Raw genomic sequence first — 16,569 nt, 5'->3', positions numbered from 1 at the left:
CCCCCAGAATCCGAGGCTGCATCCATGGCTCAGTTTTTTATTCAGCGCCCCATTTTTGCGTGGGTGATCGCCATCATCATCATGCTGGGCGGGGCACTGTCCATCTCCAAGCTGCCGCTGGAGCAGTACCCCGAGATTGCGCCGCCGCGCGTCACCATCGGTACCCAGTACACCGGTGCGTCGGCCGAGACGGTCGAGAACTCCGTCACGCAGATCATCGAGCAGCAGCTCAAGGGCATCGACAACATGCTCTACATGAGCGCGACCAGCAATGCCTCTGGCCAGGCCCGCATCACCTTGACCTTTGCGCCCGGCACCAATGTCGATGTCGCCCAGGTGCAGGTGCAAAACAAGATCCAGGGCGCGCTCAACCGCCTGCCCGAATCTGTCAAGAGCCGGGGCGTGTTCATCAACAAGGGCGGCCAGGATTTTCTGGTCACCTACAGCTTCTACTCCCAAGACCCCACGATGACCGAGGTCGACATTGGTGACTACATCAATGCCAGTCTGGTCGATGTGATCGGGCGCCTCGAAGGCGTGGGCGACATCAACGTCTTTGGCACCTCGTATGCGATGCGCATCTGGATGGACCCGGCCAAGATGGAGAAATTCGGACTGATGCCGTCGGACTTGGCCAATGCGCTCAATGCGCAAAACGCCCAGGTCTCGGCCGGCCAGCTGGGCGCGCTGCCAGCGGTGAACAACCAGCAGCTCAATGCGACGATCACGGCGCGCACCAAGCTCAAGACGGTGGACCAGTTCGAGGACATCGTGCTAAAGGCCGCCACCGATGGCTCGGTGGTCACCATGAAGGATGTCGCCCGCGTGGAGCTGGGCGCCGAAAACCTGAACGTGCAGGCCAAGCTCAACGGCATGCGCGGCGCCGGCATGGGCATCATCCTGGCCGATGGCGCCAATGCGATGGCCGTGTCCGATGCCGTTGCGGCCAAGCTGGCCGAGATGAAGCCGTACTTCCCCAACCAGATCGACTACTTCGTCAGCTCGGACTCTACGCCCTTTGTGCGCGCCTCCATCCACGAGGTGGTCGCAGCGCTGGGCGAGGCCATGGTGCTGGTGGTGATCGTGATGTTCGTGTTTTTGCAGAACCTGCGCGCCACGTTGATCCCGGCCATTGCCGTGCCGGTGGTGCTGCTGGGCACCTTTGGCGTGTTGTCGATCGCCGGGTACTCCATCAATACCTTGACGATGTTCGCGATGGTGCTGGCGATCGGCCTGCTGGTGGACGATGCGATCGTCGTGGTGGAGAACGTCGAGCGGGTGATGCACGAGACGGGCATGTCCGCCAAGGAGGCAACCAAGGTCTCGATGCGGGAGATCACACCGGCGCTGGTCGGTATCGGCGTGACCTTGTCGGCAGTGTTTGTGCCGATGGCCTTCTTTGGCGGATCCACCGGGGTGATCTACCGCCAGTTCTCGATCACGATCGTTGCGGCAATGGCACTGTCGGTGTTTGTCGCATTGACGTTGACCCCGGCGCTGTGTGCCACCCTGCTGAAGGCGCCCGAGCATGCCGGCGGCCATGAGCGCGCCATCCGCAAGGGCCTGTTTGGCATCAGCGACCGGTTCTTCCGCTGGTTCAACCGCAATTTCGACCGCACGGCCACCCGCTACCAGGGCATCGTCGCCCGCAGCCTGCGCCGCGCCAAGCGCATGATGCTGATTTTCATCGCCGTGCTGCTGGGCGTGTGGCTGCTGATGCACAAGCTGCCGACCTCGTTCCTGCCCGATGAAGACCAGGGCTTTCTGTATGTGAACGTCAACCTGCCGTCCGGCGCAGCCGATGCGCGCCTGCAGGACGTGCTCGACGAGGTGCGCGAATACCTGCTCAAGCAGCCCGACATCATCAGCTTCAACCAGGTCTCGGGCCTCAACGGCGACCAAAGTTCGGCGCGCGGCTTCATCCGCCTCAAGCCCTGGGATGAACGCCAGCTCGCGTCGCAGTCTTCCGCGGCCATTGCCAACAAGGCGACGAGAGACCTGTCGCGCATCCGCGATGCGCGGGTGCTGGTGATCCTGCCGCCAGCCGTGCGCGGTCTGGGTGCCAGCTCGGGCTTCAACTTCATGGTCAAGGACATGAACAGCATCGGCCACGACGGGCTGTTGGCAGCCAGCAACCAGGTATTGGCGGCCATGCGCGCCAACCCGAACCTGACGGCAGTACGCACGACCAATCTGGACGATGCGGCCGAATTGCGTGTGGATGTGGACGACCGCAAGGCCGCAGCGCTGGGTTTGTCGTATGCCGACATCAACAGCGTGCTGTCCAGCGCGATGGGCGGCACCTATGTCAATGACTTCCTGAACAATGGCCGCGTCAAGCGCGTCTACATCATGGGCGATGCGCCGCACCGCATGCTGCCGCAGGACATCGCCAAATGGACGGTGCGCAACAAGAACGGCGAAATGGTGCCCTTTGGTGCGTTCTCCGACACGCACTGGGCCTACGGCTCGCCCCAGCTGCTGCGCTACAACGGCAGCCCGGCCTACGAGTTCGAAGGCCGCGCAGCACCCGGCATCAGCTCCGGCGCAGCAATGCAGGAGGTCGAAGCCATCCTGGCCAAGCTGCCAGCCGGTCTCGGGTATGAATGGACGGGCGCGTCGCTGCAAGAGCGCCAGTCCGGTGCACAGGCGCCCATGCTGTATGCGATCTCGATCCTGTTCGTGTTCCTGTGCCTGGCCGCGCTGTACGAGAGCTGGACCGTTCCGCTGTCGGTGATGCTGGCCGTGCCGCTGGGGGTGATTGGTGCGCTGGCCGCCACCTATACCCGGGGCCTGACCAATGACGTGTACTTCCAGGTGGGCTTGCTCACCACCGTGGGTTTGGCGGCCAAGAATGCCATCTTGATTGTCGAATTTGCGGTGCAGCTGCAAGAGCAGGGCAAGCGCCTGTTTGATGCCACGGTGGAGGCGGTGCGCCTGCGCTTGCGCCCGATCCTGATGACCTCGCTGGCCTTTGGCTTTGGCGTGATTCCGCTGGCCATTGGCACCGGCGCCGGTGCCGGCGGGCGTAACGCCATCGGCACGGCCGTGCTGGGCGGTATGGTGGCCTCGACCGTGCTCGGTATTTTCATGGTGCCGGTCTTCTTCCTGCTGATCCGCAGCTGGTTCCGCTCGCGCAGCCGCCACGACGAGGCGCCTGCGCAAGCCAGCGCCGCGCCGGAGACCGCGCCATGAGCTGTTTTGATACTTTTTCCATGACCCGTGCCTACCGTTTGCCGCTGTCCCTGTTGGCAGCGGGCCTGCTGTCCGCTTGCAACCTGGCGCCGCAGTACCAGCGTCCCGAGCCTGCGGTACCCGCCACGCTCGATGGCGTGGCCCAGACCTTGCCTGCCGATTTTGTCGTGGAGCCGGCTGCAGCCGATACCTTGCAGTTGCTGCCGTGGCAGCAGTGGGTGGAGAGCGCAGGGCTGCGTCAGCTCATCGAGCTGGCCTTGCAGAACAACCGCGACCTGCGCGTGGCCATCGCCAATATCGAGAAGGCGCGCGCGCAGTACGGCGTGCAGCGTGCCGACCAACTGCCCAGCCTGAATGCCAACGCCCAGGCAAACCGCACCCGCACCGCAGACGATCTGCGCTCGGCCAGCGCGGCCTCGTCGGTGACCAACCAGGTCAGCGTGCAGCTGGGCCTGGCCAGCTATGAGCTCGATTTCTGGGGCCGGGTGCGCAACCTCAGCGAGGCGGCATTGCAGCAGTACCTGCTGGTGGAAGAAAACCGCCGCAGCGTGCAGCTGGGCCTGATCACCGATATCGCCAACGCCTGGGTGGCCCTGGCCAGCGACCAGCAGCGCCTGCAACTGGCGCGCGACACGTTGGCCACGCGCGAGCAAGGCTACGGCCTGGTGCAGCGCATGCACCAGCTGGGCGCCACCAATGGTTTGGTGCTGGCCCAGAACCAGACGGCGGTGGAGACCGCCCGCAACGATGTGGCGGCCTACGAGTCGCAAGTGGCCCGTGATCGCAATGCACTGCAGTTGCTGGTGGGTGGCCCTTTGGCGGGCGATATGCTGCCGCCCGCGCCCACCGCGTCGCTCAGCACGAATGAGATCAAGAGCGCGGGCTCTGGCCAGTTGCTCGATGGTGCAACGCCCCAGGTCAAAACGCCAGGCGTGGCCACTGCCATGACCGTGGTGCCGACCGGCCTGTCGTCGCAGGTGCTGCTGGCCCGGCCCGATGTGGCGGCAGCCGAGCACAGCCTGCAGGCGCAGTACGCCAGCATTGGTGCAGCGCGCGCGGCCTTCTTCCCCACGATCAGCCTGACGGCCAATGCCGGCACCGCCAGCGATGCGCTGTCGGGCCTGTTCGATGGTGGCAACCGCGCCTGGAGCTTTGTGCCGCAGATCCGTTTGCCGATTTTTGACGGCGGCCGCAACCAGGCCAACCTCGATATCGCGCAAGCCAACCGCGATGCCGCACTGGCCCAGTACGACAAGGCCATTCAGGTGGCTTTCCGCGAGGTGAGCGATGCGCTGGCCGACCGCGCCACGATGCAGCGGCGGCTGAACGCGCAGGCTGCCCTGGTGCAGGCGGCCAGCCGCGTGCTGCAGCTGTCGCAGGCGCGTTTCAAGGCCGGCGCCGACGATTTTCTGACCGTGCTCGATGCGCAGCGCAGCCTGTACGCAGCCCAGCAAACCCAGATCACGTTAATGCAGGCCGAGCAGGTCAACCGCATCAGCCTGTACAAGGCGCTGGGCGGAGGCATCGACAGCGCGCAGTGATGGCGCATAAGCGCAATGCTGCGAGGGCAATGCGCGCTGCACTACGATGGCGGGCATGACTGATACCTTGCCCACGCCTTCTGACCGCAAGGCCTCACCCGAGTTTGATGAATCCCAGGCGCAGGCGGTCGATGCGCTGATTGTGGGTGCCGGCCCGGTCGGCATGTTTGCAGCATTCCAGCTGGGTTTGCAGGGCGTGCAGGCCCAGTTGTGCGACAGCCTGCCGCAGATGGGCGGGCAGTGCATTGCGCTTTATGCCGACAAGCCCATCTACGATATCCCCGGCATTCCGCTGTGCACCGGCCGCGAGCTGGCTGCGCAGCTGCAGCGCCAGATCCAGCCCTTCGAGCCCGTCTTTCACGGCCATACGCAGGTCGCGCAACTGCTGCCCCATGGCGATGGCCGTTGGCGCTTGCAACTGCAGGCTATCGATGGGCCCCAGACCCGCTGGTTGCTGGCCCGCACCGTGGTCGTGACCGCCGGCGTGGGCGCCTTTGTGCCCAAACAGCTGCGCTTGCCTGGGCTGGAGACGTGGCTGGGCAGCCAGGTGTTCTACCACCCCACGTTGGACGATGGCTGGCTGGAGCCGATATTGGCCGGCCATGCTGCGCCACGCATTGTGATCAGCGGCGGCGATGAGGCGGCGGTGGAGGCAGTGCTGGCCGCGGCAGACCATGCACAACTGCAATCGGCGCAACTGGTGCTGATGCACCGGCGCGACCAGTTCAGTGCCCCGGATGCCATGCTGCAGCGCCTGGCACAGCTGCGGGCCAGCGGCAGGGTCGAGGTGGTCATTGGCATGCCGCAGGCCATCGAGGCCACCGAGCGTCTGCAGGGCATTGGCTACATTGATGCCGACGGTGCTGACCAGCGCCTGGCCTGCGACCAGCTGTGGGTGTTCCAGGGCCTGTCGCCCAAGCTCGGGCCCTTGCTGGACTGGAATCTGGCGCTGGAGAAAAAACAGTTGCAGGTGGCGACCGACAGTTTTCAGACCAGTGCCGTGGGTATCTATGCCGCAGGCGATATCGTCAGCTACCCGGGCAAGCGCAAGCTGATACTGACGGGTTTCTACGAAGCGACGATGGCAGCGATGGCGGCCGTTGAATACCTGCGCGGCGAGAAGCTGCTGCTGGAATACACGACCACCAGCAAGCGCCTGCATGCGCGCCTGGGCGTCTCGCACTCAGACTGATCTTGCTGCGTCTCGCGCAGCTGCTGAAGCGGCCTTAGGCTGCTGGCGGAGATGGGGGCTGAAGCCGGTGCTGCATCAGCAGCTCATCGTGCAGCTCGCCGTCGACCAGCAGAGCCGCCGGCTCGGTGCCATAGGCCCGGAAGCCGGCTTGCTCGTACAGGCGTATCGCGCTGGCATTGGCGGCGTTGACGCTCAGATGGATCTGCACCGCCCCGGGAACCTGGCGGGCAAAGGCGACAGCCTGTGCCAACAGGGCCTGCGCGATGCCCTGGCCGCGAAAGGCTGGCTCCACATACACGCCCCACAAGGCCATGCGGTGGCGGGTCTTGAGGCCATCCTGGCGGCGAATGCCAAGCATGCCCACCAGCTGGCTGCGGGCAAAGGCGCCAAGCACACCCTGGTCAGCGCTGGGCGCCAGGCGCGCCTCGATCACCGCCAAAGAGCGGTCTTTTTCTTCTTCGTAGCTGGAGCCAAAGGCGCTCGGCCATGCGCGCAGGCCGGCCAGGCGCAGGCGCTGGAAAGCGGCGGCATCGGCCGGTGTCAGCCAACGGATCTCCCACGCAGCGGCGGCCATCCGGTTCAAGGCGCGAGGCGTTCGCGGATCCAGCCGGTGCCGTCCGGCCCCGTTTGGCGGTAGCGCAGGCGGTCATGCAGCCGGCTCTTGCGGCCTTGCCAGAACTCCCAGGTATCGGGCACCAGGCGAAAGCCACCCCAGTGCGGTGGGCGCGGCGGCTTGAGCAGGAACTGCGCGCCATATTTGGCGGCATTGGTCACCAGCACGGCGCGGCTGTCGATGACCTGGCTTTGCGGACTGGCCCAGGCGCCAATGCGCGAGTCGAGCGGGCGGCTGTTGAAGTAGGCGTCGCTTTCCTCGTCCGAGACTTTTTCCACACGGCCCTCGATGCGCACCACACGCTCCAGCTCCACCCAGTGGAACATCAGCGCGGCAAAGGGATTGCCTGCAATCTCACGGCCCTTGCGGCTGTCGTAATTGGTGTACCAGACGATGCCGCGTGCGTCGTAGCCCTTGATCAGCACGATGCGGGTGCTGGGCCGGGCATCGGGGCCGACGGTAGCGACCGTCATCGCATTGGGTTCTGGCAGCTGCGACGCAACGGCTTCGTTCATCCAGCGGTCGAACTGGTCAATCGGCGCAGCGCAGGACGCCGATTCGTTCAGCTCGGCGCGTTCATAGCTTTTGCGCAAATCGGCAATGGAGTGGGAGAGTTCGCTCATGGCCCGATTGTGCATCGCTTTGGCGCAGTGCAGTGACAAAAAAGCCTGTGGGCCACCGGGCGCCACAGGCTGGGTTTGAACAGGCTCTTGGTGCAGGACAGCTTACTGGATCACACCGCAGCCCAGACGTGCACCGGAATTGCCGGTGGGCTGGGTGGTGTAGTCGTCCTTGTCCTTGTGGACCACCACAGCGCGGCCCTTGATGTCGCTGGGCTTGCCGGTGCCGATCGACAGGTCCTTGGTTTCCCAGACCAGGAACGCAGTGCCTGCGGCATCGGCCATCAGGCTGGGCAGATCACCGACATGGGATTCGGGGCCGGCCTTGCCATGCTGGTGGCCGTTCGGGTTGTAGTGGCCACCGGCGCTCATCGCATCGGGCGACGAGCAGTTGCCGTTCTCATGCACATGGAAGCCATGTTCGCTGCCGGGCTGCAGACCCTTGACCTGCGCCATCACGCGCACCGTGTCGCGGTTGACTTCGTAGACGCGGAAATAGCCGCTGATGTTGTTGCCTTCGGTCGGGTTGATGGTCGCCTCGGCAATCGGTGTGGCGCGGTCGGTGTGGGCGCAGGCGCTCAGCAGCGCCGCCACGGTGGCCGCAGCAGCGAACTTGGCGATGGATGGAATGCGTTGGATCATGGGAACTCTCCTGGTGCCTTGGATTAAGGGTTGGTCACAGCCACCGTTTTTAGCACGCACGCAGCGCTTCTTTTGTAGTCTGATTGCCAGCAATCGCGGCGGCGCGTTTACGGTGTGGGGGCTGTTGTGAGGCGCCGGGCCACCAGATCCCAGACCGCTTGCGCCGCAGCGGGCAGGCTGCGCTGGCGGCGCCGCACCAGCATGATTGCGCGTTGCACCTGGGGCAGCAGATCGCACACCTGGAGGCTGCTGAAGCCATGGGCCGGGATCGCCAGGCCCGGCATGATGCTGATGCCAATGCCGGCCTCGACCATGCGGAAGGCAGTGGTGACATGGCCTACCTCCTGCACGACAGGGCAATGCTCAGGCCCGCAACCGCTGGCCAGCAAGGCAGCGTCCATCAGCCGGCGGCTGCCCGATGCGTGGTCGAGCAGCACCAAGGGCTCGCCGCGCAGCTGGTCCCAGCGCAGGCTGGTGGCCTTATGCGCCTTATGCGCCTTCTGCGCCTTCGGCATCAGCGGGTGCGCGGGCGGCAACACGGCCACAAAGGGGTCCAGCTGCAGGCTGATGCAGTCGAGATCGCCCAGCTCCGGCGGCTCCACCACCACCCCAAAATGCACATCGCCGCTGCGCACCTGGGCCAGCACCTCTTGCTGCAGGCGGTCCACCAGCTGCAGCTGGATCTGCGGCAGCTCGCGGTTGCAGGCGGCGATACAGGCGGGCATCAGCGCCGCAGACAGCGTGGGGCTGCTGGCAATGCGCACCTGGCCACGTGCGGCATGGCCCACATCGGCGACCTCGGCCAGGGTATCGGCCAGCTCCTGCAGCAGGGGCGCGGCCTTCTGGGCCAGCAGCTGGCCGGCATCGGTCAGCAGCACCTCGCGCGTGGTGCGGTCCAGCAGCCGCACATGGAGCTGGCCTTCGAGCTCCACCATCGCGCGGCTGACGGCCGATTGGGTCAGGCCCAGCGTCTGGCCGGTCTGGCTGAAGCTGCGGCACTGGGCGACGCAGAGGAATACCTGGAGCTGGCGAAGGCTGACGTGCATGGTGGGAGACGAAACGGAGATATATGACTTTAAATCATCAATCGATCTTATAAATTAATTTTACTTTCGCCTGCAAACGGCGTCCAATGGCGCACATGAAATTCCGTCCCGACAACTTCACGCTGATGCTGGTGGCCACGGTGCTGCTGGCCAGTTTCTTGCCCGCTACCGGCCAGGTGGCGAGCAGCTTTGAGACCTTGACGACAGCGGCCGTGGCGCTGCTGTTCTTTCTTCACGGCGCCAAGCTTTCACGCCAGGCGATTCTGGCGGGCATCATGCACTGGCGGCTGCACCTGTTCATTGTCGGCAGCACCTTTGTCGTGTTTCCGTTTCTGGGCTGGGCGCTCAAACCGTTGCTCACGCCCCTGGTCTCGCCCGAGCTGTATGTGGGGGTGATGTTCCTGTGCGTGTTGCCGTCCACGGTGCAGTCGTCGATCGCGTTCGTGTCGATGGCGCGTGGCAATATCCCGGCTGCCATCTGCAGTGCATCGGCATCGACGCTGCTGGGCGTCTTTATCACCCCGCTGCTGGTCAGTGTGTTCGTGACCGCCCATGGCACGAGCGGTTCCTTCGTCGATGCGGTGGTCAAGATCCTGCTGCAACTGATGCTGCCCTTCGCGCTGGGCCATTTGCTGCAGCGCTGGGTGGGCCCGTTCATCAAGAAGCACGGCAAGCTCACCAAGGTGGTGGACCAGGGCTCCATCCTGCTGGTGGTGTACACGGCGTTCAGTGCCGCCGTGGTGCAGGGCATCTGGCGCCAGGTATCGCTGACCACCTTGGTCGGCCTGCTGGTGATCAGCGCCATCATCCTGGCCTTGGCACTGTTCCTGACCACCTTCCTCTCGCGCCGCCTGGGCTTCAGCAAGGAAGATGAGATCACCGCCGTGTTCTGCGGCAGCAAGAAGAGCCTGGTCAGTGGCGTGCCCATGGCCAAGGTGCTGTTTGCCAGCAGCACGGTGGGCATGATGGTGCTGCCGCTGATGCTGTTCCACCAGATGCAGCTGATGGTGTGCGGCGTGCTGGCCGCCAAGTACGCCAGGCGGGCAGAACTCGAAGGCGACCAGGCCCTGGGCGCTGCGGCTGCGGGCAAGTAAGCCTCAGCCTGTCGTCAACACCGGGCCGGCGGCATCCAGCCCCGGCCAGCCTTACTTCAGCGCCGGGCTGAAGCTGATGCTGTATTTCTCCAGCGCGGGTCCGACCTCCAGCTGCATCGTACGGCGCTTGACCGCAGGCTTGCCACCGGTCACCTGGGCCGTAATCACAATGCCTTTGCCATGGGCGCGGCAGCGCAGGTCCTGCAAGCGCAGGTCTGCGTTGTCGTCGTTGATCTCGGCAAATCCCTGGGTATGGGCAGCCACTCCGCGCCAGTGGGGCGTGTCTTCGGGTTGGTTCATCCACTGCACGAACAGATAGCTTTGGCCGTTTTGCTCGCCCTGTACCACGCGGTAGGGCTGTACGGCCTTGTTGCTGCCCTGGTTGCGGTTGCCGCACAGCTGCACGCTGGTGATGCTGTCGCTCACGGTGAAGCGGTTGGCACGGGTCTCCGCCGCCTGGGCGCTGAAGGAAGAGGCCAGGCCGGCGCTTAAGGCCGCCAGGCAGGCAAATTGGCACAAAGTGCGGTATCGCATGGATTCAATCGCTCAAAGGGTAGTGGGTGCGGCGGCGGGCCCGAATGGCGCCGCGCTGCGCGCCCAGGCCAAACATCATAGGCCTGCGCCCATGCACTGCTGGGCAGATGCCTGGGCCACAGCGGCAAATTTGCGCAAAACATCGCAAGCGATTGCAATCAGGCCGGGCTTGGGTTGTCAGATTTTTTCAGTGCGGCAATCGCCTCGGCCAGTCGCACTATGCTGAGCGGGCCGCAGCCCTCGGCCTCGTTGCTGACGGTGACATAGGCGGGCTGACCCTTGCCGCAGACGCCGGCCAAGGTGCTGGCCAGCAGCGCCAAGGTGGCGGGGTCGGGCTGCTGGATGCGGTCAAACGGGGCCAGTTGCTTTTCGGCATCGGCGTAGCCATAAGGGCCAAAGACAGGGTTCACATTCCAGCGGCAGACCAGCGGGCCGGGCCACAGCGCGCGCAGCAGCGGCAGTTGCTCGGGCATGCGTGGCATCTTGGCGTGCAGGCCCAGGCAGTAGGTGGCACCGGCCTGGCGCAGAATCTGGGCCAGCTGCGGGGCGATCTCGGGGCGCAGCCAATCGGCATCACGCACCTCAAAGGCCACAATGGGCCGGCGCTCTGCGGGCAGGCCCGCCAGCTCGGCCTGCACGGCCAGCGCCAGTTGCTCAAGTTCCGCCAGGGTGCGCTGCAGGTTCAGCAACCGGCCCAGCGGCAGCGGGCTGAGCTGGAACAGCAGCACGCCGAGCTTGTCCAGCAGGCCTTCACAGGCTGGGCGCACATAGCTGCTGAGCGCCAGTTCTACATTCAAGAACGCGGGGTTGGGCTCTTTGCCGCGGCCTTCTTCACCGCGCACCTGCGCATCGCAGACCAGCGCCGGCCCCTTGACGATAAAACGGAAATCCGCCGGCACCTGGGCGGCGTAGACGGCGTATTCGGATGCTGCCAGTGGCCGGTAAAAGCTGCGGTCAATGCTGACGGTACGCAGCAGCGGGTGCTCGGCATAAGCGTTCAGGCCGCGTTGCGCAAGAATGCGCTCGCTGTAGGCCTTGTCCCAGACCAGGCCCTGCCAACCGGGGTAGGACCAGGATGAACCGCCCATGCGCAGCAGCGCCGGCATGGCGGGGGCCAGGTCCTCCCCCAGCAAGGGGTACGCGGCGCCTACCGCCTGCGCACGGCTGCGCGCCTTGGCGGCAGGAGCGGGTGGCGGAGGGGACGCTTCGGTGTCTTGCGCGCCGGCAGGCGCAGCAGCCGCCGGCGCGGGCTCGGCGCCAAACAAATCCAAGTTCGAATCGGGCTCTGGGGACATCGCGGCCCAGTATGCCATCGACTGCGCCGCCCGATTCGCATTGTTTGACGATTGACCAAGTAGGACCCGAGCTCACCTGCCACATTGCAGGCGCGTTCCGGACTGCTATAAAAATTACATTTTTCAAATCCGGCACCTGTTCAAATCCCCAGTGGCCGCCAGCAGCTATGGCACACTCGCTGTTTTGCCAGAGAAGCATTGGAGCGAGCGTAGAGCATGCAAAAGATCATTGCGCAGATTGCGGCTGAGCTGAAGGTGGCCGAGTCGCAGGTTACGTCGGCGGTGGAACTGCTGGACAGCGGGGCGACGGTGCCTTTCATTGCCCGCTACCGCAAGGAAGCCACCGGTGGTCTCGATGACACCCAGCTGCGGGATTTGGCCGAGCGCCTGACCTATCTGCGGGAGCTGCAGGAGCGCCGCGAGACGGTGCTCAAGGCCATCGACGAGCAGGGCAAGCTGACCGATGCGCTGCGCCTAGCCATTGCCCGCGCGCCCACCAAGCAGGAGCTGGAAGACATTTACCTGCCTTTCAAGCAAAAGCGCCGCACCAAGGGCCAGATCGCCAAGGAATTTGGCATTGAGCCGCTGGCCGACAAGCTGTTTGCGGACCCGAGCCTGGACCCGCTGCAGGAGGCCCAGGCCTTTTGCAAGCCGGCCACGGTGCTTGACGATGGCAAACCCGGTCCGGATTTCTCGACCCCGATGGCGGTGCTCGATGGTGTGCGCGACATCCTGTCCGAGCGCTGGGCCGAAGACCCGGTGCTGGTGCAAAAACTGCGCGAGTGGCTCTGGGCCGAAGGCCTGCTGCGCTCCAAGAAAGTGGAGTCCAAGAACGAGAACGACCCCGAGGTCGCCAAGTTCCGCGATTACTTTGACTATGACGAGCCGATTGGCCGCGTGCCATCACACCGCGCGCTGGCGGTGTTCCGGGGCCGGGCCCTGGAAGTGCTCGAAGCCAAGCTGGTGCAGCCCGAGCTGCAGCCTGGCGTGACGCCCGAGCCTGGCCAGCCCAGCTTGGCCGAGGGCAAGATTGCGCTGCACCTGGGCTGGAGCCATGCCAAGCGGGCCAGCGATGACCTGATCCGCAAATGCGTCGCCTGGACCTGGCGGGTCAAGCTGAGCCTGTCGACCGAGCGCGACCTGTTCTCGCGCCTGCGCGAAGATGCCGAAAAGGTGGCGATCAAGGTGTTTGGCGACAATCTGCGCGACCTGTTGCTGGCTGCGCCTGCCGGTCAGCGTGCCGTACTGGGTCTGGACCCGGGCATCCGTACCGGCGTCAAGGTCGCCGTGGTGGACCACACCGGCAAGCTGGTGGATACCACCACGGTCTACCCGCATGAGCCGCGACGCGATTGGGATGGCTCACTGGCCGTGCTGGCCCGCCTAGTGGAAAAGCACCAGATCAACCTGATTGCGATCGGCAACGGCACCGCCAGCCGTGAGACCGATAAGCTGGCCGCCGACCTGATCCGCATTGCTGAAAAGGCGGGCAAGAAGATCGACAAGGTGGTGGTGAGCGAGGCGGGCGCATCGGTCTATTCCGCCAGCGAATTCGCGGCGCTCGAGATGCCCGATGTCGATGTCAGCCTGCGCGGCGCAGCGTCGATTGCCCGCCGCCTGCAAGACCCGCTCGCCGAGCTGGTCAAGATCGACCCCAAGAGCATTGGCGTGGGCCAGTACCAGCACGATGTGAACCAGAGCGAGCTGGCCCGCCAGCTCGACGCGGTGGTCGAAGACTGCGTGAACTCGGTGGGTGTGGACCTCAACACGGCCTCGGCGCCGCTGCTCAGCCGCGTCTCCGGCCTCTCAGGCACGGTGGCCAAGTCGGTCGTGCGCTGGCGGGATGCCAATGGCTCGTTCAAGAACCGCAAACAGCTGATGGATGTGGCCGGCCTGGGTGCCAAGACCTTTGAGCAAGCCGCCGGTTTCTTGCGCATCCGTGGTGGCGACAACCCGCTGGACATGACCGGCGTGCACCCGGAAACCTACCCGGTCGTCGAGCAGATCATTGCTACCACCGGCAAGCCGGTGGACCAGCTGATGGGCCGTGGCGATGTGCTCAAGGGCCTCAAAGCCGAGCGCTTTGTCAGCGAGAAGTTTGGCGCCCTGACCATCTCGGACATTCTGGGTGAGCTGGAAAAGCCCGGCCGCGATCCGCGCCCCGACTTTGTCGTGGCCCGCTTCAACGAAGGCGTGGAAGACATCAAGGACCTGCGCGAGGGCATGACTCTGGAAGGCACCGTCAGCAACGTCGCCCAGTTTGGCGCCTTTGTGGACCTGGGTGTACACCAGGACGGCCTGGTCCACGTCAGCCAGATGAGCTACAAGTTCATCGAAGATGCCCGCGAAGCCGTCAAGACCGGCCAGATCGTCAAGGTCAAGGTGCTGGAGGTGGATGTGGAGCGCAAGCGCATCAGCCTGACGATGAAGCTGGACGCCGCGCCTGCGCGCCGCGATGGCCCGCGCGACAACCGCTTTGAATCGGCGGGCCGAGGCCAGGGCGGTGGCGGCCGGGGTGGCTACACGCAGCCGGCCCGCGCCAACCAACCTGCGCAGCAAAACGCAATGGCCTCGGCCTTTGCCAAGTTGCAAGGCCTCAAAAAATAAGTGCTGGGCCATTGCCTGCGCTGACCGCAAGTGCCAAACGGCCTTGCGGTTTTTTGTTGAGTGCTGCATCCCGCCAAGAATCGGCCAAAGATGACATCCGCCAGCCCGGAAATTGGATGTAATAACGGCTTGCGCCTCCCCACCTTCTGATCTCCCCACACCATGCCCCCCGACCACGCCGCGCCCGACGATGAGCCTGTAGCCCAGCCCGTTCCCGGACCTCAGCGGCCCTTGCGTCGCGCGCTGGCCGAGACGGGGCCAGGTGGCAGGCGTGGCGCGGGGCGCCGGCGCAAGGGCGCATCCACACAAGAGGCCCTGGCCCCGCTGTTGGCGATCGTGCCGGGCCTGCGGTTGATGGTGGGCATGGTCATTGCGGCGGTGGTGATTCTGGGCCTGTATGTAGGCCGGGATGTGCTGCTGCCGGTGGCCTTGGCTGCGTTGCTGGGCTTTTTGCTCGATCCGGCCGTCAGCCGGCTCAAACGCTGGGGCCTGCCCCGGGTGGTGTCGGTGGCGCTGGTGATGGTGCTGGCTCTGGGCGCTTTGGGTGCAGGCGCGCTCTATGTGGGCAACCAGGTGACCAGCCTCAGCGCCGAGCTGCCGACCTACCAGAACACCATTCGCCAGAAGCTGCGCCACGTCAAACCGTATTTCAATGGCCCGGGGGTCTGGGACGGCGCGGTCAAGGTGCTCAACACGGTGGAAACCGAGATCGGGCAGGGCGATGCCCGCCGCCGCGTGCAGAAGGTGGAGGTGCAGGAGCCGGAGGTCAAGCCCATCCAAAAGGCGCTGGAGCTGCTGAGCAAGGTGGCTGAGCCGCTGGCCACCACCGGCATTGTGTTTCTGTTTGTCGTGCTGATACTGCTGGACCGCAGTGGCCTGCAGGACCGGCTGCTGCGGCTGATGGGGCCGAATACGCATATGGCTTCCGACGCGCTCGATGACGCTGCGACGCGCATCGGCCAGTACCTGCGTATGCAGCTGTTCGTCAACCTCAGCTACGGGGTTCCGATGGCGCTCGGGCTGTGGTGGATTGGGGTGCCCGGCGCCATTCTCTGGGGCATTCTGGCGGCGGTGCTGCGCTTCGTGCCCTATATCGGGCCGATGGCATCGGCCGTTTTTCCGCTCACGCTGGCGTTTGCAGTGGACCCCGGCTGGAGCCTGCTGCTGTGGACCCTGGCCCTGATTCTGGTTCTGGAGTTGATCAGCAACAACGTGATCGAGCCCTGGCTCTATGGCGCAAGCACCGGTTTGTCGACCTTGTCCATCATTCTGGCGGCGACCTTCTGGACGGCGCTTTGGGGGCCGGTGGGGCTGATCCTGTCGACCCCGTTGACGGTGTGTCTGCTGGTGCTAGGCCGCTACATCCCGGGGATGGGTTTTCTCGAGATCTTGCTGGGCAGCCAGGCGGTGTTTGATCCTCCGGAAAAATTGCTGCAGCGCCTGTGGCGTGGCGATGTGGACCAGGCCATTGACGTTGCATCCGAAAACATCGACGAAGCGCTGCCACCCAAGCCCAGCCAGCAGGACCAGGCATTGGCCGTCACCCATTTCTACGACGAGGTGGCCGTGCCGGCCCTCCAGATTGCGGCCCAGCAGTACCGCAGCGCTGCCAGCCCACCGCAACGCCAGCGCCTGTCGGAGGCGGTGGCCATGCTGCTCAGTGGCCTGCAGCGCCATTACCCGCCCGACGCATTGCCCGAGGCGGTCGAGGGTCAACCGCCCCCGGCCTCGGTTGTCTGTGTCGGCATGCAATGGGACATTGACCGGCATGCCGCCACGATGGCAGCCCATGCGCTGCGGCTGCACGGGGTAGACAGCAGCACCCGCGCGGTGTCCATCGACACCGTGCTCCGTCAGGGTGATCTGTCGCTGTATGACGGTGTGCGCCACCTCTGCATCTGCAGCTTCCATCCGAACCCACTGGGCAGGCTGGCCCAGATGTGCGAGAGCCTGCGCCAACGCTGTCCGCAAATGCAGATCACCGTGATGCTGCTGGGTGCGCAGGGCAGGGGTGGCGTGCGCAGCGACACCTTGAACAGCATGCGCGCGCACGATGCGGTCCAGCAGATCAGCGACCTGACGCGCTTGGTCTTGGGCGAAGGCGCCTCCAGGTTGGATGCCACCTGACGGAAGATCTGCAGACACCTCTGGCTGGACAGCGAACGCCCCGCGTGGCGCCGGTGGCCGGTG

At 65.0% G+C, this 16,569-nt stretch carries 12 protein-coding genes; 6 read left to right on the top strand and 6 right to left on the bottom strand.

Annotated elements, in window-relative coordinates:
* Window positions 1-24: 24 nt before the first annotated feature.
* The 3 genes from ACHWUQ_RS21095 to ACHWUQ_RS21085 are packed head-to-tail and all read left to right on the top strand — an operon-like array spanning window position 25 to window position 5,928.
* Window positions 25-3,195, top strand: coding sequence for an efflux RND transporter permease subunit (locus ACHWUQ_RS21095; RefSeq protein WP_239812048.1), 3,171 nt, complete (start codon window positions 25-27; stop codon window positions 3,193-3,195).
* A gap of 20 nt (window positions 3,196-3,215) precedes the next feature.
* The gene (locus tag ACHWUQ_RS21090; protein WP_312463490.1) at window positions 3,216-4,736 is read left to right on the top strand and encodes an efflux transporter outer membrane subunit; all 1,521 of its coding nucleotides are present in this window, start codon (window positions 3,216-3,218) and stop codon (window positions 4,734-4,736) included.
* 55 nt (window positions 4,737-4,791) lie between these two features.
* On the top strand, window positions 4,792-5,928 hold the full coding sequence (locus tag ACHWUQ_RS21085; RefSeq protein ID WP_394682364.1) for an NAD(P)/FAD-dependent oxidoreductase: 1,137 nt from the start codon (window positions 4,792-4,794) through the stop codon (window positions 5,926-5,928).
* Window positions 5,929-5,962: 34 nt separating this feature from the next.
* On the opposite strand, the gene ACHWUQ_RS21080 is transcribed toward ACHWUQ_RS21085, so the two are convergent.
* From ACHWUQ_RS21080 to ACHWUQ_RS21065, 4 genes are all read right to left on the bottom strand, one after another.
* On the bottom strand, window positions 5,963-6,502 hold the full coding sequence (locus ACHWUQ_RS21080) for a GNAT family N-acetyltransferase (protein ID WP_394682545.1): 540 nt from the start codon (window positions 6,500-6,502) through the stop codon (window positions 5,963-5,965).
* A 5-nt stretch (window positions 6,503-6,507) separates the two neighbouring features.
* Window positions 6,508-7,179 (bottom strand): pyridoxamine 5'-phosphate oxidase, encoded by a 672-nt coding sequence (gene pdxH, locus ACHWUQ_RS21075; protein ID WP_239812047.1) that lies wholly within the window; start codon window positions 7,177-7,179, stop codon window positions 6,508-6,510.
* An 87-nt stretch (window positions 7,180-7,266) separates the two neighbouring features.
* Window positions 7,267-7,803 carry a superoxide dismutase family protein gene (locus ACHWUQ_RS21070; RefSeq protein WP_239812046.1) on the bottom strand — a complete coding sequence of 179 codons (537 nt, stop codon included), beginning with the start codon at window positions 7,801-7,803 and terminating at the stop codon, window positions 7,267-7,269.
* Between the two features lie 107 nt (window positions 7,804-7,910).
* Entirely contained in the window at window positions 7,911-8,849 is a 939-nt protein-coding gene (locus tag ACHWUQ_RS21065) for a LysR family transcriptional regulator (protein ID WP_394682363.1), read from the bottom strand.
* Window positions 8,850-8,935: 86 nt separating this feature from the next.
* Between ACHWUQ_RS21065 and ACHWUQ_RS21060 the strand changes: the two genes are divergently transcribed.
* Window positions 8,936-9,943 (top strand): bile acid:sodium symporter family protein, encoded by a 1,008-nt coding sequence (locus tag ACHWUQ_RS21060; protein ID WP_312463486.1) that lies wholly within the window; start codon window positions 8,936-8,938, stop codon window positions 9,941-9,943.
* A gap of 51 nt (window positions 9,944-9,994) precedes the next feature.
* Here the strand turns inward: ACHWUQ_RS21060 and ACHWUQ_RS21055 are convergent, their stop codons facing one another.
* Window positions 9,995-10,477 (bottom strand): hypothetical protein, encoded by a 483-nt coding sequence (locus tag ACHWUQ_RS21055; protein ID WP_312836373.1) that lies wholly within the window; start codon window positions 10,475-10,477, stop codon window positions 9,995-9,997.
* A gap of 158 nt (window positions 10,478-10,635) precedes the next feature.
* Window positions 10,636-11,772, bottom strand: coding sequence for a DUF72 domain-containing protein (locus ACHWUQ_RS21050; RefSeq protein ID WP_394682362.1), 1,137 nt, complete (start codon window positions 11,770-11,772; stop codon window positions 10,636-10,638).
* A 216-nt stretch (window positions 11,773-11,988) separates the two neighbouring features.
* Here ACHWUQ_RS21050 and ACHWUQ_RS21045 point away from each other — a divergent pair, with 216 nt between their 5' ends.
* Both ACHWUQ_RS21045 and ACHWUQ_RS21040 read left to right on the top strand, forming a co-directional pair.
* The gene (locus ACHWUQ_RS21045) at window positions 11,989-14,379 is read left to right on the top strand and encodes a Tex family protein (protein WP_394682361.1); all 2,391 of its coding nucleotides are present in this window, start codon (window positions 11,989-11,991) and stop codon (window positions 14,377-14,379) included.
* Window positions 14,380-14,541: 162 nt separating this feature from the next.
* A complete protein-coding gene (locus ACHWUQ_RS21040) occupies window positions 14,542-16,506 on the top strand; it encodes an AI-2E family transporter (RefSeq protein ID WP_394682360.1) in 1,965 nt (654 codons plus the stop codon).
* Window positions 16,507-16,569 lie beyond the last annotated feature (63 nt).

Source organism: uncultured Comamonas sp., assembly GCF_964277875.1.
GTDB lineage: Bacteria > Pseudomonadota > Gammaproteobacteria > Burkholderiales > Burkholderiaceae_C > Comamonas > Comamonas sediminis.
The sequence above is the reverse complement of the archived record's forward strand: the minus strand, read 5'-3'. Positions and strand labels throughout refer to the sequence as shown.